Source organism: Cellulomonas rhizosphaerae, assembly GCF_003470205.1.
Classification (GTDB): Bacteria; Actinomycetota; Actinomycetes; order Actinomycetales; family Cellulomonadaceae; genus Cellulomonas; species Cellulomonas rhizosphaerae.
Genome location: NZ_QWKP01000213.1, coordinates 18198 through 36340, shown reverse-complemented (window position 1 = coordinate 36340; position 18143 = coordinate 18198). Strand labels below are relative to the sequence as shown.

General features: G+C 72.6%; 13 protein-coding genes. 7 read left to right on the top strand and 6 right to left on the bottom strand.

The window, feature by feature from the left end:
• Positions 1 to 199: 199 nt before the first annotated feature.
• Positions 200 to 448: a WhiB family transcriptional regulator gene (locus tag D1825_RS13950; protein ID WP_118768014.1), complete on the top strand. Its 249-nt coding sequence runs from the start codon at positions 200 to 202 to the stop codon at positions 446 to 448.
• Positions 449 to 562: 114 nt separating this feature from the next.
• Here D1825_RS13950 and D1825_RS13945 read toward each other — a convergent pair whose 3' ends face one another.
• Positions 563 to 2044 carry a sensor histidine kinase gene (locus D1825_RS13945; RefSeq protein ID WP_118768013.1) on the bottom strand — a complete coding sequence of 494 codons (1482 nt, stop codon included), beginning with the start codon at positions 2042 to 2044 and terminating at the stop codon, positions 563 to 565.
• Positions 2045 to 2230: 186 nt separating this feature from the next.
• On the opposite strand from D1825_RS13945, the gene D1825_RS13940 reads away from it, so the two are divergent.
• From D1825_RS13940 to D1825_RS13920, 5 genes are all read left to right on the top strand, one after another.
• Positions 2231 to 2764, top strand: coding sequence for a DUF2505 domain-containing protein (locus D1825_RS13940; RefSeq protein ID WP_118768012.1), 534 nt, complete (start codon positions 2231 to 2233; stop codon positions 2762 to 2764).
• 277 nt (positions 2765 to 3041) lie between these two features.
• Positions 3042 to 4358 carry an ABC transporter substrate-binding protein gene (locus tag D1825_RS13935; protein ID WP_118768011.1) on the top strand — a complete coding sequence of 439 codons (1317 nt, stop codon included), beginning with the start codon at positions 3042 to 3044 and terminating at the stop codon, positions 4356 to 4358.
• 99 nt (positions 4359 to 4457) lie between these two features.
• The gene (locus D1825_RS13930) at positions 4458 to 5468 is read left to right on the top strand and encodes a carbohydrate ABC transporter permease (protein WP_118768010.1); all 1011 of its coding nucleotides are present in this window, start codon (positions 4458 to 4460) and stop codon (positions 5466 to 5468) included.
• Positions 5465 to 6391, top strand: coding sequence for a carbohydrate ABC transporter permease (locus D1825_RS13925; protein ID WP_118768009.1), 927 nt, complete (start codon positions 5465 to 5467; stop codon positions 6389 to 6391). Before D1825_RS13930 ends, D1825_RS13925 begins: the two co-directional genes overlap by 4 nt.
• A gap of 176 nt (positions 6392 to 6567) precedes the next feature.
• Entirely contained in the window at positions 6568 to 7605 is a 1038-nt protein-coding gene (locus D1825_RS13920; RefSeq protein ID WP_118768008.1) for a LacI family DNA-binding transcriptional regulator, read from the top strand.
• Between the two features lie 9 nt (positions 7606 to 7614).
• Here D1825_RS13920 and D1825_RS13915 read toward each other — a convergent pair whose 3' ends face one another.
• Entirely contained in the window at positions 7615 to 10899 is a 3285-nt protein-coding gene (locus tag D1825_RS13915; protein WP_118768007.1) for a bifunctional proline dehydrogenase/L-glutamate gamma-semialdehyde dehydrogenase, read from the bottom strand.
• A 243-nt stretch (positions 10900 to 11142) separates the two neighbouring features.
• Between D1825_RS13915 and D1825_RS13910 the strand changes: the two genes are divergently transcribed.
• Positions 11143 to 12429 (top strand): Glu/Leu/Phe/Val family dehydrogenase, encoded by a 1287-nt coding sequence (locus D1825_RS13910; RefSeq protein ID WP_118768006.1) that lies wholly within the window; start codon positions 11143 to 11145, stop codon positions 12427 to 12429.
• Between the two features lie 66 nt (positions 12430 to 12495).
• On the opposite strand, the gene D1825_RS13905 is transcribed toward D1825_RS13910, so the two are convergent.
• The 4 genes from D1825_RS13905 to D1825_RS13890 form a co-directional block, all read right to left on the bottom strand.
• On the bottom strand, positions 12496 to 15513 hold the full coding sequence (locus tag D1825_RS13905) for a glycosyl hydrolase (protein ID WP_118768005.1): 3018 nt from the start codon (positions 15511 to 15513) through the stop codon (positions 12496 to 12498).
• 199 nt (positions 15514 to 15712) lie between these two features.
• Positions 15713 to 16120: an META domain-containing protein gene (locus D1825_RS13900; RefSeq protein ID WP_233549908.1), complete on the bottom strand. Its 408-nt coding sequence runs from the start codon at positions 16118 to 16120 to the stop codon at positions 15713 to 15715.
• 65 nt (positions 16121 to 16185) lie between these two features.
• Positions 16186 to 16881 carry a hydrogen peroxide-dependent heme synthase gene (gene hemQ / locus D1825_RS13895; protein ID WP_118768003.1) on the bottom strand — a complete coding sequence of 232 codons (696 nt, stop codon included), beginning with the start codon at positions 16879 to 16881 and terminating at the stop codon, positions 16186 to 16188.
• A gap of 13 nt (positions 16882 to 16894) precedes the next feature.
• Positions 16895 to 18064, bottom strand: a complete 1170-nt coding sequence (locus D1825_RS13890; RefSeq protein ID WP_118768029.1) for a ferrochelatase — start codon at positions 18062 to 18064, stop codon at positions 16895 to 16897.
• Positions 18065 to 18143: the final 79 nt, after the last annotated feature.

The following is an 18143-nucleotide window of genomic DNA, read 5'->3' as shown; positions in this document are numbered from 1 at the left end:
CGCCCAGGAAGCCACTCAGCGGCCGCACAGGTGTGACGAATACCTCACCCGTTATCGACTCGAAACCTATTCGTAACCCCTTGTGCGACGAGCCGTGGGATGTGAGTCTTGTTGAAGCATTTCCCCCCACCCCTATTACCACGACTTGTCGCGCGCCCTGACCACGGGCAGCCCGGTCGTGCGGCCAAGGAGAGCAACCATGGATTGGCGCCACCGCGCATCGTGTCTCGACGAGGACCCGGAGCTGTTCTTCCCGATCGGGAACACCGGCCCCGCCCTCCTCCAGATCGACGAGGCGAAGGCCGTGTGCCGTCGCTGCCCCGTCGTGGACACGTGCCTCAAGTGGGCCATCGAGACCGGCCAGGACGCCGGCGTCTGGGGCGGCCTCTCCGAGGACGAGCGCCGCGCGCTCAAGCGCCGTACGGCCCGTCAGCGCCGCGCCAGCTGACTCCTCGCACCACCGAGGCCGGGCTCGCCCCCGCACCTCCCCGACGGACCGGATCGCCTCGCGACCGGTCCGTCGTGGTGTCCGGACCCTTCCGGCTGCCGGAGCGGCGTCAGGTCACAGCAGTGCGAGGTCCCGGCCCGAGCGCAGTCGCGCCTGGATGACGACCGACGTCCCGCCGCCGTCCCGCGGGCTCCACTCGATGGTCCCGTGCAGCTCGTTCGTGACGAGCGTGAGCACGATCTGCGTCCCGAGGCCGGAGCCCGCGCCGCGGTCTGCTGGCAGGCCGGCACCGTCGTCGGCCACCTCGACGCGCAGGTCGTCGCCGTCGCGCTCGACCGTGATGTCGACGTTCCCGCTCTCGCGCCCGTCCAGCCCGTGCTCGACGGCGTTGGTCACGAGCTCGGTGAGCACGAGCGCGAGCGCCGTGGCGTCGTCGGCCGGGACGGACCCGAACGTGCCGTGCACCGTGGTCCGCACGTGCGTGCTCGCGGTCGCGACATCTGCCGCGAGGCGCAGGCTGCGGCCGACGAGGTCGTCGAACGGCACCGTCTCGTCGATGGTCTGCGAGAGCGTGTCGTGCACGAGCGCGATCGTCGCCACGCGCCGCATGGCCTCCGCGAGCGCGTCGCGGGCCTCGGGTGACGACATCCGGCGCGACTGCAGCCGCAGCAGCGCGGCGACCGTCTGCAGGTTGTTCTTCACGCGGTGGTGGATCTCGCGGATCGTCGCGTCCTTGGTGATGAGCTCGCGCTCGCGCCTGCGCAGCTCGGAGACGTCGCGACACAGCAGCACCGCGCCCATCCGCTGCCCATGCTCGGTGAGCGGCACGGCGCGCAACGAGAGGGCGACCCCCCGAGCCTCGACGTCCGTGCGCCAGGGGGCGCGGCCCATGAGCACGAGCGGCATCGACTCGTCGACCGTGGCCTGCTGCTCGATGAGGTCCGCGGTGACCTCGACGAGCGAACGGCCGACGAGGTCGCCCAGCGCCCCGAGCCGGTGGAAGCAGGACAGGGCGTTGGGGCTCGCGTAGAGCACCTCGCCCTCGGAGTTGAGTCGGACGAGGCCGTCGCCCACGCGCGGGGCGCCTCGCCGGGGGCCCGTCGGCGCGTCGGGCGCGGGGAACTCGCCGCGCGCGATCATCCCGAAGATGTCGTCGGCCGCCTCGACGTAGTTGAGCTCGAGCCGGCTCGGCGTCCGGGCGCCGCCGAGGTTCGTCTGGCGGGCGATCACCGCGACGGGGCGGCCCTTGCGGACGACGGGCACGGCCTCCTCGCGCACCGCGTAGGCACCGAACCACCGCGGCTCGCGCGAGCGCTGCGCGACCTTCTCCTCCAGGGCCCGCTGGAGCTGCGGCCGCTGCCCCTCGGGCGCGTAGGAGCCGACCACGTCGTCGTAGTGCACGGTGGCGCCGGTCGACGGGCGGGCCTGGCCGATCGCGACGAAGTCGCCCGCGTCGGTCGGCAGCCACAGGACCAGGTCGGCGAACGCGAGGTCCGAGACGGCCTGCCAGTCGCCGACGAGCAGGTGGAGCCACTCGAGGTCAGCGGCGTCGAGCGTCGTGGCATGACGAGCGACCAGGTCGCTGAGAGTGGGCACGGACCCAGGTTAGGTGGCGCCCGCGACGCGGCGAAACGCGCCCACGGGCTCCCGGCCCGCACCGTCGCGCAGCACGCGTGTCAGGTCACGGCGATAGCCTCGAGCCGGGCGCCCGGCGTCCACCCGCCGGCAGCACGCTCGCCCGCGGGTCCGCAGCCTCACCCGAACGACCACCAGGGGATCCCCGTGCGCCTCACGTTGACCGTCGACATCCCGACCGACGCGCACGCCGCGGCCCGCCTGCTCGCGGACCCCGACTTCGTCCGCGAGACCGTGCGTGCGGCCGGCGCGACCGACGAGCAGGTCGACGTCACCGGCTCGCCCGACGCGGCCTTCACCGTGACCAGCCGCCGCGCGCTGCCGGCGGACCAGATCCCCGCACACCTGCGGGGATTCGTCGGGAGCCGGATCGACGTGCGCCAGGTGGACGCGTGGGAGGCACCGTCCCACGACGGCACCCGGGTGGGCACCGTCGTCGTCGAGATCGCCGGCGCCCCGGTCCGCCTCACCGGGCGCACGACGCTCGCGCCGGCCGGTCCGGGTACCACCACGGCGACCTACGACGGGGACCTCAAGGCAGCGATCCCCCTGTTCGGCTCGGCCGTCGAGCAGGCCGCCGCCGGCGCGATCCGCTCCGCCGTGGCCATGACCACGGACGTCGCTCGACGCCGACTGGCCGAGGCCCCCCGAACAGGCGACGAGAAGGACACCGCGCCGTAACGATTCGGTAACGTGGGAACGGGTGAGAAAGGCTGTGACCTGCGGAAACGTTGGTGTGGGATCGCTACCACACCAAGACACGGCGTGGTCCTCCTTGACACTTCCCACGGCCCCGGACGACAGTTCACCCAGCGCGTGGGAACGCTCCCGCAACTGCGGAGGGGAGCGCTTCCAAGCCGGGTCCACCAGACCCACGTAGGAGGACCGTCATCGCAGACGGACGGCCTTCTCCGTTCAGGTACGGCGACGCAGCCGTCCGACCGACAAGGGAGTCATAGTGCGCAAGACCACCCGCAAGTTCCTGGCCGTCACGGCCGGGGTCGCGAGCATCGCCCTGCTCGCCTCTGCGTGTTCCTCGGACAGCGGCGACGGCGACAAGCCGTCCGGCTCGTCGTCCGCCTCGGCGCCGAGCGACGAGAAGGTAACGCTGAAGGTCGCGACCTTCAACGAGTTCGGCTACGCGGACCTGTACGAGGAGTACATGAAGCTGCACCCGAACGTCACGATCGTCAACGACAAGGCTGACACGTCGGACAACGCGCGTGCCGCCGTGCAGAACTCGATCGCCACGAACACGGTCGTCGACGACATCGTCGCCGCCGACTCCGACTGGATGCCCGAGCTCATCGCGTCGTCCGACTTCTTCGCCGACCTGGGTTCGGACACGGTCAAGGACCGCTGGCCCGCCTGGAAGTCGCAGCTGAGCACGACCGCGGACGGCAAGCTCATCGGGTACGGCACGGACTCGGGCCCCGAGGCCGTCTGCTACCGCAAGGACCTGTTCAAGAAGGCCGGTCTCCCGACCGACCGCGCCGAGGTCTCCAAGCTGCTCGAGGGCTCCTGGGACAACTACTTCACGCAGGGCCAGAAGTTCATGGACGCCAAGACCGGCGCCGCCTGGTTCGACTCGATCGGTGCGCTCTCGCAGGGCATGATCAACCAGCTCGAGGCCCCGTTCGAGGACCCGTCCACGGACGAGATCACGGTGCTCGGTGCCGACTCCAAGGCGAAGCCGGTCTACGACCTGCTGACCTCGGACAAGGTCCTGGGGCAGTCCGCTCACCTCGGCCAGTGGTCGCAGGACTGGACCGACGCGTTCAAGGGCGACAAGTGGGCCACCATGCTCTGCCCGCCGTGGATGACGCAGATCATCGCCGGCAACGCGCCTGACCAGACCGAGTGGGACGTCGCCGACGCCCTGCCCGGCGGCGCCAGCAACTGGGGCGGCTCCTTCCTCCTCGTTCCCGAGGGCGGCAAGAACGTCGAGGCCGCCAAGCAGCTCGCCGACTGGCTGACCGACCCGAAGCAGGCCGCGGCCGTCTTCGTCAAGTACGGCAACTTCCCGAGCCAGACGGCCGCGACGACCGACCCGTCGGTCACCGGCAAGACGGACGCCTACTTCGGTGGCGCCCCGACCGGCCAGATCTTCTCCAACCGCTTCGCCCCGATCGAGAAGCAGCCGTACCGCGGCTCGCACTACTTCCCGATCAACCAGGCGCTCTCTGACGCCTACACGCGTGTCGACGTCGACAAGACCGACGACTCCGCCTCGTCGTGGAAGAAGTTCGAGCAGGCCGTCAAGGACCTGAGCTGACGCTCTTCTAGAACGGACCACCGGGGCCGGGACCTTGTGTCCCGGCCCCGGTGGCCAGCCCAGCCCGAGCTCGACCGAACCGCCGCTCGAAGGACCTTCATGACCAGCACCCGAACCCCGGCCGCACCGGGACCCACGGCCAGCGACGAGAGAGACCGGCAGCAGCGACGTGTCGGCTTCTCGCAGAAGCTCGGGCGCTGGGACGTCAAGCTCTCGCCGTACCTGTACATCTCCCCCTTCTTCATCCTGTTCGTCGTGGTGGGCCTGTTCCCGCTGCTGTACACAGGCGTCGTCTCGGTCCACCAGTGGGACCTGCTCAAGGGCAAGGGCGACTTCGTCGGCTTCGAGAACTTCTCGACCGTTCTCCAGGCGCCGATCTTCTGGAAGTCCGTCCGCAACACCATCAGCATCTTCCTGCTGAGCTCGATCCCGCAGGTCATCCTCGCGCTGGTCATCGCCGCGCTGCTGGACGCCAACCTGCGCGCCAAGACGTTCTGGCGGATGGGTGTCCTCGTCCCCTACGTCGTGGCGCCCGTCGCCGTCTCGCTGATCTTCGGCCAGATGTTCGCCGACCAGTCGGGCATCATCAACCAGATCCTGCGCAACCTCGGCTTCACCGGGATCGGGTGGCACTCCGAGGTCCTGCCCAGCCACATCGCGATCGCGTCGATGGTCAACTTCCGCTGGACGGGCTACAACACCCTGATCTTCCTGGCGGCCATGCAGGCCATCCCGCGTGATCTCTACGAGGCCGCGCTCATCGACGGTGCGAACCGCGTCCGCCAGTTCTTCTCGATCACCATCCCGATGCTGCGACCGACGATCATCTTCGTGATCATCACGTCGACCATCGGTGGTCTGCAGATCTTCGACGAGCCCCGCATGTTCGACCAGTTCGGCCGCGGTGGCGCCGACCAGCAGTACCTCACGGTGACGAACTACATCTACCAGCTGGGGTGGACCAACAAGAACTTCGGCCGAGCGGCAGCAGTCGCCTGGTTGCTGTTCCTGCTCATCCTGGCCATCAGCGTCGTCAACTACCTCATCACGAGACGCATCGCGTCCGAGGGTGGCGCGAAGCAGAAGAAGCGAAAGAAGGTCTCCGCATGAGCACGCCCTCTGTTGCTGCCATCGAGCAGTTCGCGGGCAAGGGCGCGGCTCGCAGCGCGGCGCGCAAGCGCAACCGGAGCGCCGGGCTCAACGCGGGCTCGGAGCGTCGGCCCCGCTGGCTGACCTACCTGCTGCTCGGCGTCACCATCGCGATCTCGTTCTACCCGCTCTACTACGCCTTCCTCCTGGCGTCGTCGACCGCGTCGGACATCGCGCGGAACCCGATTCCCTCGCTGATCCCGGGCAGCCACTTCTTCGAGAACGTGCAGCGCGTCCTCGAGTCGGACATCGGCTTCTGGAAGGCCGTCACCAACTCGGTGATCATCGCGGTCGTCACGTCGCTCTCGGTGGTCCTGTTCTCCACGCTCGCCGGCTTCTCGTTCGCGAAGCTCCGGTTCAAGGGCCGCGGCCCGCTCCTGGTGTTCGTCATCGCGACGACGGCCGTCCCGACCCAGCTGGGCGTGGTGCCGCTGTTCCTCGTGATGAAGCAGCTCGGGTGGATCGGCCAGCTCCAGGCGGTCATCGTGCCCGGCCTGGTCACGGCGTTCGGCGTGTTCTGGATGACCCAGTACCTCGAGTCGGCCCTGCCGTACGAGCTGATCGAGGCCGCCCGCGTGGACGGCGCGTCGATGTTCCGCACCTTCTGGAGCATCGCCCTCCCGGCCGCCCGGCCCGCGGCCACGATGCTCGGCCTGTTCACGTTCGTCGCCTCCTGGACGAACTACTTCTGGCCGTTCATCATCCTGGGCTCGGCGAACCCGACACTGCCCGTGGCACTCCAGCTGCTGCAGGCGACGTTCTTCAAGGACATGTCGCTGATCATGGCCGGCGTCGTGCTGTCCGTGATCCCGCTGCTCGTGCTCTTCATCGCCGCAGGACGCCAGCTGGTCGCCGGCATCATGCAGGGCGCGGTCAAGGGCTGATCGCACCACCCCGTTCCCGGTGCTGGTCCTCGCGGACCCGCACCGGGAGCGGTGGGCGCGTCGCCGCGCCACACTCGCAGGACCAGACGTACCGCTCGCACCGCCGCGCGCACCGATGCGCGGGGAAGCCACAGCTTGGATCCGCTGCCCACCCGCAGCACGGAAGGGATGCCCCGGTGAACACCACGTTCCGACAGGACGAGGCGCCCCCCATCACGCCGACGCTCGAGCAGGTCGCCGAGCGCGCCGGGGTCTCGCGCTCCACCGCATCGCGCGCCATCAACGGCGGACTGCGCGTCTCCCCCGAGGCCCAGGCGTCGGTCGAGGCCGCCGTCGCCGAGCTCGGCTACACGCCGAACCGCGCCGCCCGCTCGCTGGTCACCAAGCGCACCGACTCGATCGCGCTGGTCGTTCCCGAGCCCGACGAGCGCGTGCTGTCCGACCCGTTCTTCGCCGGCACCCTCAACGGCTTGAGCTCCTCGCTCGCCGACTCCGACATCCAGGTCGTGCTGGTCATCGCCCGGCCGGGCGAGGCCGAGCGCACGCTGCGCTACCTGCGCAACGGTCACGTCGACGGCGCGGTCGTCGTCTCCCACCACCGCGCCGACGACCTGGACAGCGCGCTGCTGACCTCGCGCGTCCCCAACGTCTTCGTCGGCCGGCCGCTGTCCGCGGACGTGGCCGACGTCAACTACGTCGACACCGACAACGTGGCCGGCGGTCGCCTCGCCACGCAGGCGCTCATCGACCGCGGCTGCCGCCGCATCGCCACGATCGCCGGCCCGGAGGACATGTCCGCCGGCATCGACCGGCTCGTGGGCTGGCGCGCGGCGCTGACCGACGCGCGGATGGCGACGGACGCCGTCGTGTTCGGCGACTTCACCATCGCCTCCGGTGCCGCCGCCGCGCGCGAGCTGCTCGCCCGCCACCCCGACGTCGACGGCATCTTCATCGCGTCCGACCTCATGGCCGCGGGCGCGATGGGCGTGCTGGGCGAGGCCGGCAAGGAGATCCCGGGCGACATCGCGATCGTCGGCTACGACAACATCGGGGTCGCCGCGTCGACGACGCCCCCGCTGACCACGGTGGTGCAGCCCGTCGCCGCGATGGCCCGCGCGGCCGGCGTGCGCCTCCTGGCGCAGCTGCAGGGGATGCCGATGCCGCTCGAGCCGCTGATCTTCGCGCCCGAGCTCGTCCGCCGCGCCTCGGCCTGACCAGCAGCGCTACTTCGCCGGCAGGTGCCCGAAGCGGTGCCGCGTCCGGCTGATCGCCTGCTCGCGCACCACGGTCAGCAGCTCGCGCTCCCCCGAGGCGAGCACGGGCCCGTCCAGGACGGTGACCTCACCGGCCCGGCCGGCCACGGCCGCACGCAGGGCGTCGTCCGGCCCGCCCACGACGCGGATCCGGCCGCTGACCTCACCGCCCGCCACCCGGCCGGCGAAGACGTCGTCGGGCTCGGTCGCGACCGTGACGGGGACGCCCGCGACCTCCGCTGCGTGCAGCACGCGGTCGAGATCCCGCGGCGCGGCGCCCGCCCGGGCACGCACCACGAGCGCGGGCACGGGCCGGTAGCGCAGCACGTTCGCCTCGACCAGGAGGCCGCTCGGGTCGTGCTCGACGCCGAACTCCTCCGCCCACGCGCGCACGTCGTCCGCACGCGCCCACGCGAGCCACCCCGCGTCGTCCGTCGGGACCTCGGGGCCGTCCGTCCACGTGCCGAGCTGCGCGACGTAGTGCGGGCCTCCGGCCTTGGCCCCCGGTCCGACGACCGACGCCTTCCAGCCGCCGAACGGCTGCCGCTGCACGATCGCCCCGGTGATGTGGCGGTTGACGTAGGCGTTCCCGACCTCGACGCGCTCGAGCCAGTGCTCGATCTCGTGCTCGTCGAGCGAGTGCAGACCGCCGGTGAGCCCGAACGCGACGGCGTTCTGCCACGCGATCGCCTCGTCGAGCGTGCGCGCCCGCATGACCCCGAGCACCGGCCCGAAGCACTCGGTCGTGTGGAACCACGAGCCGGGCTGCACGCCGTGCTTGACCCCGGGCGTCCAGAGCAGACCCGTCTCGTCGAGCTGGCGGGGAGCCACGAGCCACTCCTCCCCCGGGTCGAGCGTGGTCAGCGCGCGCAGCAGCTTCTCGCTCGGCGGCTCGACGAGCGGCCCCATGCCGGTCGCCAGGTCCGCGGCGGGTCCGACGCGCAGCGACGAGACCGCGTCGGCGAGCTGGCGCCGGAGCCGGTCGTCGCTCCCGGTCGAGCCGACGAGGATGAGCAGCGACGCGGCGGAGCACTTCTGCCCCGCGTGCCCGAACGCCGAGCGCACGGCGTCGGCCACGGCGAGGTCGACGTCGGCGGACGGCGTGACGATCAGCGCGTTCTTGCCCGACGTCTCGGCCATCACGTCGAGGTCGGGACGCCAGCCTGCGAACGCGCGCGCGGTCTCGATCGAGCCCGTGAGCAGCACCCGGGCGACGTCGGGGTGGGTGACCAGTCGGCGGCCGACGTCCCCCTCCGGGCTGAGCACCACGGTCAGGACGTCGGGCGGCAGCACGGCCGCGATCGCGGCCATCGCGACCTGCGCGCACCCGGGAGTGGCCGGTGCCGGCTTGACGAGCACGGGACTGCCCGCGGCAAGCGCGGCGAGCACCGAGCCGACCGGGATCGCGACCGGGAAGTTCCACGGCGGTGTCACGACCGTCACGCCGCGCGGCCGGAACTGCGCGCCGGGCGTGCGCCCGTCGGCCAGGTCCTCGGCGCGGTCCGCGTAGTACCGCGCGAAGTCGACGGCCTCGCTGACCTCGGGATCCGACTCCGCGACGGTCTTGGCGGCCTCGCGGACCATCACGGCGACCAGGTCGCCGCGCGCGGCCTCGAGGGCGTCGGCGGCCCGGCGCAGTGCCTCCCCACGCATCCTCGGCGAGGTCTCCGCCCACGACGGGGCCGCGGCGACGGCGCGCGCGACGACCGCGTCGACCTCGTCGGTGGTCGACACCGTGACGGCGCCCGCAGGCGGTTCCACGGTCCGCACGACGAGCCCGCGCGCCCACGCCCGCGCGTCGGGCACGGCGGGATCGGTGTCCGGGGTGTTGGCGAAGTCCCGACCGGGCACCGGGCGCTGGTCGTCGCGCCGCGGGGCGGACGGGACGGCGGCACGAAGCGCGACCGCCGCGACGAACGCCGACTCCTGGTCGCCCATCGCCGCGGCGCCCTCGTCGGCCCGGTCGTCCTCCTCCGGCGCGAACAGCGCGTGCAGGAAGTTCTCCCCGGCCGCGTTCTCCTCCAGGCGCCGCACCAGGTAGGACACCGCGACGTCGAAGTCGTCGCGCGCGACCACGGGCGTGTAGAGCAGCACCTCGCCCACGTCGTCGCGCACCGCGCGCGCCTGCGCGGGGGCCATGCCCTGCAGCATCTCGACGTCCATCGCGTCGCCCACGCCGCGCGCCCCGGCGAGCACGTGCGCCGCGGCGACGTGGAACAGGTTGTGGCTCGCAACACCGACCCGCAGCGCACGCGTGCGCTCGGGGTCGAGGGCTCGCTCGACGAGCCGCAGGTACGCCGCGTCCACGTCGGCCTTGCTCCCGTAGGGCGCCTGCGCCCAGCCGTGCAGCTCGGCCTCGACGCGCTCCATCGCGAGGTTCGCGCCCTTGACGAGGCGCACCTTGAGCGGCGCACCGCCGGCCGTGCGGCGCTCGTCGGCCAGGTCGGCGAGCTCGTCGTAGGCCGCGAGCGCGTCGGGCAGGTAGGCCTGCAGCACGATGCCCATCGGCGCCGCGAGCAGCGCGGGGTCCGCGGCGAGCTGGCGGAACACGCGCAGCGTCAGGCCCAGGTCCCGGTACTCCTCCATGTCGAGGTTGAGGAAGGTCCCGTGCTCGAAGGCGGTCAGGTACAGCGGCCGGAGCCGCTCGGCCACGCGGGCGGCGCTGCCCTCGGTGTCCCACGTGGACAGCTGGCTCGCGACCGCCGAGACCTTGACCGAGACGTAGTCCACGTCGTCGCGCTCGACGAGCGCCGTGAGCCGGGACAGTCGGCCCGCGGCCTCCTGCTCGCCGAGCACGGCCTCGCCCAGCAGGTTGAGGTTGAGCCGGTAGCCCTGCGCGCGCATCCGGGCCAGGTGCGGGCCGAGCCCAGGCCCGGCGTCGGCGATCAGGTGGCCGACGAGCTGCCGCAGCCGGATGCGCGCGGCCGGGACGACGATCCTTGGGGCGAGCGGGGCGACCCGGGTGCCGACGGTCAGCAACGCACGGTCCGCCGGCCCGAGGAACGAGGCGTGGCCCGCTGCCCGGCCGAGCGCCGCGAGCTCGCGCGCCGCGACCCGCAGGTCGCGCGGCCGGGCGACGCGGTCGACGAACCGCACCGCGAGCTCGAGCCCCGCGGGGTCCGCGACGAGCGCGCCGAGCCGCGCGGCGGTGCGCCGCTCCTTGGCGGGTCCGGCCGCGGTCCCCTCCGTGGTGGCGTCGAGCCACCAGTGCGCGAGCGCGAGCGCTCGGGGGACGAGGTCGTCGAGCTCGGGCATGGTCCTCCTCGGTCCGACAGCACCGGGGGTCGCCCGCGCCGTCGCGTGACTGGCCGCGCAGGGTGCGCGCGGACAGTGCCCAGTGTGGCCCGGCGCGGGGCGTGCTCGCGACATGCGCGCGCGTGGCGCGTCCCTACTCGCTGCAACCGCCCCGCCCGGGTGGCAAGGTGGGGGCGGCGGTCGGCGACGAGGCCCACCGCCTGAGCCGCTCACGAGTCGGCCGCACCACCCGGAAGGACACCCATGCCTGACGAAGACCGCACGACGCCAGCCACCACCCCCGGCACGGCGACCGCACCCCTCGAGACCGCGCAGGCCCAGCTCTCGTCCGCCGTCGAGATCCTCGGGTACGACGAGGGGCTGCACCAGATGCTCGCGACCCCGCGGCGCGAGATGAACGTCGCCGTTCCCCTGCGGCGCGACGACGGCTCGATCGAGCTGTTCCGCGGCTACCGCGTGCAGCACAACATCTCGCGCGGGCCCGGCAAGGGTGGGCTGCGCTACTCGGCCGGCGTGGACGTCGACGAGGTCCGCGCGCTGGCGATGTGGATGACGTGGAAGTGCGCCGTCGTCGACGTCCCCTACGGCGGCGCGAAGGGCGGCGTGACGATCGACCCCGCCAACTACAGCACCACGGAGCTCGAGCGCGTGACCCGTCGCTACACGAGCGAGATCATGCCGATCATCGGCCCCGAGCGGGACATCATGGCGCCCGACATCGGCACCAACGAGCAGACCATGGCGTGGGTCATGGACACCTACTCGGTCAACATGGGCTACACCGTCACGGCCGTCACGACCGGCAAGCCGCTGACCGTCGGCGGCTCGCTCGGCCGGGCCACGGCCACGTCGCGCGGCGTCGTGCACGCCGCTGCGGCGGCGCTCGCCGAGGCCGGGGTGCAGCTCGACGAGGTCTCGGCGGCGGTGCAGGGCTTCGGCAAGGTCGGCTCGCACGCCGCCCGGTTCCTGCACGACGCCGGCACCAAGGTCGTCGCGGTCAGCGACGAGCACGGCGGCATCCAGTCCTCCGACGGGCTCGACGTGCCCGCTCTGCTCGAGCACGTCGCCCGTGGCGGCCGGGTGCCCGAGTTCGAGGGCGGCTCCCCCGTGAGCAACTCCGAGCTGCTCGCGCTGGACGTCGACGTGCTCGTGCCCGCCGCGGTCGAGGGCGTGCTCGACGCCGAGGCCGCCGCGCGCGTCAAGGCCCGGTGGGTCGTCGAGGGCGCCAACGGCCCGACGACCACGGAGGGCGACCGCATCCTGGCCGAGCGCGGCATCGTCGTCGTCCCGGACATCCTCGCGAACGCGGGCGGCGTGATCGTGTCGTACTTCGAGTGGGTGCAGGCCAACCAGGCGTACTGGTGGACCGAGCAGGAGATCGCCGAGCGGCTCGAGCAGCGCATGGCCGCGTCGTTCGCCGCGGTCTCGACCGTCTCGCGCCGCGAGTCGATCACGCTGCGTGACGCGGCGCTCATCATCGGCGTCCGCCGCGTCGCCGAGGCCCACCAGATCCGCGGCCTCTACCCCTGACCCACCTCGCCACGCACGACGATCGGCCGGCCCGCCGCAGCGCGGGCCGGCCGATCGGTCAGGCGGTCACCGCGTCAGCGGCAGGTGCAGCACCGAGGCTCGTGCGTCGAGGCTCGTCGGCTGGCTGCCGATCGCGTTCCACACCGCCACCCGGACCGTGCCGCGCGTCAGTGCACCCAGGGCGCCCGACGAGCGCACGAGGCCGACCGACTCGGTGTAGTGCTCGTCGCCGGGCACCGGGTCCGTGGCGAAGTAGCGGTACAGCTCGGTGCGCTCCCACGTGCCGTCGCCCGTGAGGTCGTAGGCGATGGACACGCGGGTTCCGCTGCCGACCGTGATGCCTGCGTCGACCGCGAGGTCGAACCTGGTCGGCTGCCCGGTCGGCGAGGCTGTCAGACCGCGCAGCGTGAACACCTTCGCGTCGGACGGCTCCTCGAGGTTGTCGCCCAGGCCCGTCGAGCGCGGGATCGCGATCCGGCCCGCGGACGGCGCGGTCGACGTCAGCGTCCCGGACGGGTCCAGGTAGAGGCTGGCGAGCGACGCCGGTGCGGTCGGCGTCGGCGTCGGCGTCGGCGTCGGAGTGGGCGTGGGCGTGGGCGTGGGTGTCGGCGTCGGTGTCGGCGTCGGCGTCGGCGTAGGAGTCGGCGTGGGAGTCGGCGTGGGAGTGGGCGTCGGCCCGCCCCCACCCGGCCCGCCGGGCGCGCTGCCCCCGGACCAGGTCTGCGCCCCCACGGCCACGGTCTTGCCCGCCGGCACGGCCACCACGCGGCCGTCGCTGAACGTCACGGTGATCGCCGCCGACGTCACGTTGGCCGCCACGTACGTCCGCGCCCCGGCGCGGGTGAACACGGCAGCCAGCGCGTGGTCCGCGTGCACGCCCGCGTCGAGCGTGCCGAGCGCCGCGAGGTTGGCGATCCAGTGGCGCGTGTGCGCGCGCGACTCGCCCTCCTCGACCGCGTAGCCGGGGTTGGCGTCGAGCTTCGCGAGCGCCGCGGCGGGATCGCCGAGGGCCAGGTAGCTCCACAGGATGTCCTGCCAGACGCTCGGCTCCCCGCCGTTGGTCGTCACCAGCTCGGCGTAGTTGGCGCGCACGTCCGCGGGCCGCTGCCCCAGGTACAGGTGAGCGCCCGTGATGGGCAGCGTGTTGATGCCCTGGATCATCTCGGGCTCGCCGCTGAACCACGTGGCGTAGGCGCCGCCGTCGCCCCAGATCATCCCGACCGTCGAGTGCCCGAACCCGGCCGGGATCGCGTTCGCGCCGTCGAACCAGTAGTCCTGGATCGCCGCCGCCTGGGTCGCGTAGAGGTAGGCACCCGCGTCCCGCGCCGCCTGGTCGCCCGTCGCCTCGCCCCACAGGAGCAGCGCGCCGGCGTAGTTCATGCCCTCCGAGCTCGACTCCTGGTTGTTGCCGGCACCGAACCCGCCGTGCCCCGAGGCCCAGTCGTGGCCCGCGTACACGTCGAAGTCCCGCAGGTACGGGAAGAGCGGGTCGGAGCGGTCGTAGCCGTTCGCGTCGCGGACGAGGAGCTTGACCATGCCGCCGTACTTCACCGCCCACTGCGGGTCGAACCGCGCGAGCGTCGCTGCTGCCGCGACGAAGTAGCCGTAGTGGAAGTGGTGGTCGTTGAGGTCCTCGTCGGACCCGTAGGACGCGGGGTAGCCGATCAGCGTGCCCCACCGGCGGTCGTACGCGAACACCTGCGCGGTCTTGCCGGGCGTCGCGGTGAACCAGTCGGTCAGCGCGGTGCGGACGCCCGCCAGGAGCCGGTCACGCAGATCGGTGCGGCCGACCTGGTCGGCGATCTCGGCGAGGCGGGTCGCCTTGCCGAGCGCCTTGCCGGTCCAGTAGGTGTCGGTCGACGGGATGGGCAGCGCCTCTGCTGTCGCGGCCTCGAGCAGCCCGACGAGCTGGGTCCTGGCGGACCCCGACCCGGTCGCCACAGCCGGCACCTCGGGCAGCACACCGGTGAACGGCGTGCTCGTCGTGAAGGCCTGCACGCCTGCGTACGCGGTCATCGCACCGCGCGGCGAGACGTACGTCGAGGCCACCTTGGTGCCGCCGGTGGCCGTCACGTACTGCTGCTGGTGGGGGTAGAGGGCGACGACGCTGCGCCGCTCGGTCCCCTGCCGCGCCACCGTGGTCAGCGCGTACGTCGTGCGGACCACGGCGTTCGCCTCGTCGTACACGTACGTCGCCCTGGTGCCCGTGACCTCGGCGAACGCGTACGGCTGGTAGGCCTGCGCGGCGGCCGTGCGCGCCGCGTCGGTGGCCGACGAGGCCGTCGGCAGCGCCACCACGGACAGGAACCCCGAGCCCGCGAGCGACGAGGTCGCCCGCGTCGCGGTCGTGCTCCAGGTGCTTCCGGTCGGCGCGAACGCGGCGTAGTCGTGGCCGTTCGCGGTGAAGCCGATCGCCCCGCCCGAGCGCCACCACACGGTCAGCCCCTGCGTCGCAGTGAGCACCGCGTCGCCCCCGGTCAGGTGGTAGTAGCTGAACGGCAGGCCGTGCCCGATCGTCGCGCGCAGGGTCTTGCCGTTGCCCTCCCAGGCCGGCGTCACGGTCCAGTCGCTCCACCCGGCCACCATGACCACGGGCGCCTCGAGCCCGCTCACGCCGACGACGACGTCCTCGGCGTACGGGTAGTGGAACTCGCCGATCCCCCCGGACGTGCCGCTCAGCACGGCGGTGCGCGGCGTCGACAGACCGAGCCCGGCCGGCGTCGGCTGGTAGGCCACGGGGTGCGCGTACAACGGCGCGCTCGTACGGCACTCCCACTTCTTGAACAGCAGCGACGACCACCAGTCGTTCGTCGGCAGCGCGCCCGACGGGGCGTCGGCGGTCAGCGACGATCGCGGGTCGGTCTCCACCGCGGGGCAGCCCTTCGGCGTCGCGCCCGGTGGCGTCCCGAGGTAGGAACCGCCGCCGACGGGGTTGACGCCCGAGCCCGGGTCGGCGGCGCCGGCCGGCAGCGCGAGAGCGCCGACGACGAGCACAGCGGCGAGCGCGGCCACGAGCCCGGGCGTGCGGCGCCGTCGGCGCTCGGACGGCTCAGCGGGCTCTGAGTGGTGGAGGTGCGATGGCATGGGTGAGTCCCCCGGTCCTGTCGCGCGTCCGGCACCGCGCAGCAGCGACGGGCGCTGGCGGGTGCGTCGTTGCGCCCGCCCGAGGGCGCGCCGGTCTGACCCAGTCCCTGTCGGCTGACAGACCCCTAGGAGCGCTCCCACGGTCCAATCCATCACCCTTTCGGGTGAAGCACAAGCGCAGATGGGGTGCGTTCTCGGATCAGTTCCTCGGAGTCGTGCGGCGAAGCTCGACCAACGCGCCGTCGCTCGCGAGGAGGTCGACGATCGCCGGTCGCCCGGCGCCGGCGGCGGACGGGTCGAGCAACGGGTCCGCGCTGCTCGCGGCGGCCCCGTCGGCGGTGTGCAGCGTCAGCGGACCGGCCAACAACGTGTGCAGCGCGTGCTCGAGCGTCATCGCGTCGGGCGGGCCGGCCATCATCGTCGAGGCAAGGGGCCCGAACGTCAGCACGTCGCCCTCGACCGACCACGTGCCCCGGACCCGGTTCACGCCGGACATCCCGTACACCTGGCCGTCGCCGTCGAACGTCAGCCACGGGCGGTGCCGGTCGTCCGCGGGCACCGTCGCTCCCGTCACCGCGGTCACCGTCCAGGTCCCGACGAGTCTCATCACGTCACCGATCCTGGCACCCGCCGCAGCGCGGCGCCGGGTGGCGCGGGGATCTCACCCGAGCGTCAGCCGCGGGGCTGGCGCTCCGCCCACTGCGCGAGCTCGACGCGGGGCCCGGTGTAGAAGGGGACCTCCTCGCGCACGTGCAGGCGCGCGTCGGTGGCGCGCAGGTCGCGCATCAGGTCGACGATCCGGTACAGCTCGGGCGCCTCGAACGCGAGGATCCACTCGTAGTCGCCCAGCGCGAAGGCCGAGACCGTGTTGGCCCGCACGTCGGCGTAGTCCCGGGCGGCCTGACCGTGCTCGACGAGCATGCGACGCCGGTCGTCCTCCGGGAGGACGTACCAGTCGTAGGACCGCACGAACGGGTAGACGCAGATGTAGTCGCCCGCCGGCTCACCCGCCAGGAACGCGGGCACGTGCGCGCGGTTGAACTCGGCGGGGCGGTGCAGCCCGACGACCGACCACACCGGCAGCAGGTAACGGCCCAGCGCGCTCGCGCGCAGGCGCTGGTAGGCGCCCTGCACCTCCTCGATCGTCTCGGCGTGCCACCACACCATGAGGTCGGCGTCGGCGCGCAGACCCGCGACGTCGTACCAGCCACGCACGACGAGCCCGTCGCGCTCGACGGACCGGAGCGCCTCGGCGATGAGCTGGGCTCGCTCCGTGTCGTCCTCGGGCAGGACGTCCTCGAGGGAGAACACGGTCCACATCGTGTAGCGGACGGTGGCGTTGAGTGCTTCGGGGTTCGGGTGGCTCACGGGTGGGATCCTCTCAGGAACGCGAGTCGGTGGAGCATGCCGCGGGCACGCCGGACGCGACGCCGTCCTGGCGGCGGCAGCAGCCCGGGGCGCACACGCTGCGGAACGCGGGGAGGTCGCCGACGGTGGCCGCGGGAGCGAGCGCCTCGCCGGAGTCGATGGCCCGCGCGAGCGCAGCGCGCTCGAGGACCAGGTCGACGAGGCCCGAGACGAACTGGGTCCGCACGCCGACGGTGTCGGCACGCACGGCCGTCAGGCCCAGCCGAGCCGCCGTCTCGAGCGCCTCGGTGTCGAGGTCGAACGCGACCTCCATGTGGTCGGAGATGAAGCCGATCGGCGAGATCACCACGGCGCTGGTCCCGGCCGCCGAGAGCTCCTCGAGGTGGTCGTTGACGTCGGGCTCGAGCCACGGCTGGCTGGGCGGGCCCGAGCGCGAGCAGTACGCGAGGTCCCACTCGACGGCGTGGCCGACCCGCTCGGCGACGCGCGCGGCGACCTCGGCCGCCACGGACAGGTGCTGCGCGCTGTAGGTCGCACCGCTGACTTCCGAGGCCGCTTCCATGGTGTCGGGGATGGAGTGCGTGACGAACACGACCCGGGCGCCGTCGGGCACCTGCGCGTAGGCCTCGACGACCGCGTCGACGTTGGCCGCGACGAAGCCGGGGTGGTTGAAGTAGGAGCGGACCTTGTCGACGACGAGCGGGTGCTCGGCCTCGCCCAGGTCCATGGCCAGCGCGTCGAGCGAGGACCAGAAGTCCTCGCGGTACTGGCGGCAGCCCGAGTACGACGAGTACGCGCTGGTGACCAGCGCGAGCACGCGGCGGGCCCCGTCGGCGTGCGCCGCGGCCAGGGCGTCGCGCGTGTACGGCGACCAGTTCCGGTTGCCCCACACGACGGGCAGGTCGATCCCCCGGCGCTCGAGCTCGGCCACGAGCGCGCGTTGCAGGGCCAGGTTCTGGCCGTTGATCGGGCTCGCACCGCCGAAGTGGTGGTAGTGCTCGGCGACCTCGGCGAGCCGCTCGTCGGGGATCCCCTTGCCGGCCGTGACGTTTCGCAGGAACGGGAGCACGTCGTCGGGGCCGTCGGGGCCACCGAAGGAGGCGAGCATGAGGGCGTCGTAGGGCGCTGTCAGGGTGTGTGGGGGCACGGATCGATCATCGCACCCGACCCCTGGCGCCCTCATCCCGAGCGACGTGATCTTGACCCGACAGAGCGTCAGCAAGACGCACGAGCGCCCGGGCCGAAGGGGATCGACCCGGGCG

Coding starts and splice junctions, on each gene's coding strand:
- D1825_RS13950 (WP_118768014.1), top strand. CDS start 200: ATGGATTGGCGCCACCGCGCATCGTGTCTCGACGAGGACCCGGAGCTG.
- D1825_RS13930 (WP_118768010.1), top strand. CDS start 4,458: ATGACCAGCACCCGAACCCCGGCCGCACCGGGACCCACGGCCAGCGAC.
- D1825_RS13925 (WP_118768009.1), top strand. CDS start 5,465: ATGAGCACGCCCTCTGTTGCTGCCATCGAGCAGTTCGCGGGCAAGGGC.
- D1825_RS13915 (WP_118768007.1), bottom strand. CDS start 10,899: ATGCCCGAGCTCGACGACCTCGTCCCCCGAGCGCTCGCGCTCGCGCAC.
- D1825_RS13910 (WP_118768006.1), top strand. CDS start 11,143: ATGCCTGACGAAGACCGCACGACGCCAGCCACCACCCCCGGCACGGCG.
- D1825_RS13905 (WP_118768005.1), bottom strand. CDS start 15,513: ATGCCATCGCACCTCCACCACTCAGAGCCCGCTGAGCCGTCCGAGCGC.
- D1825_RS13900 (WP_233549908.1), bottom strand. CDS start 16,120: ATGAGACTCGTCGGGACCTGGACGGTGACCGCGGTGACGGGAGCGACG.
- D1825_RS13890 (WP_118768029.1), bottom strand. CDS start 18,064: ATGAGGGCGCCAGGGGTCGGGTGCGATGATCGATCCGTGCCCCCACAC.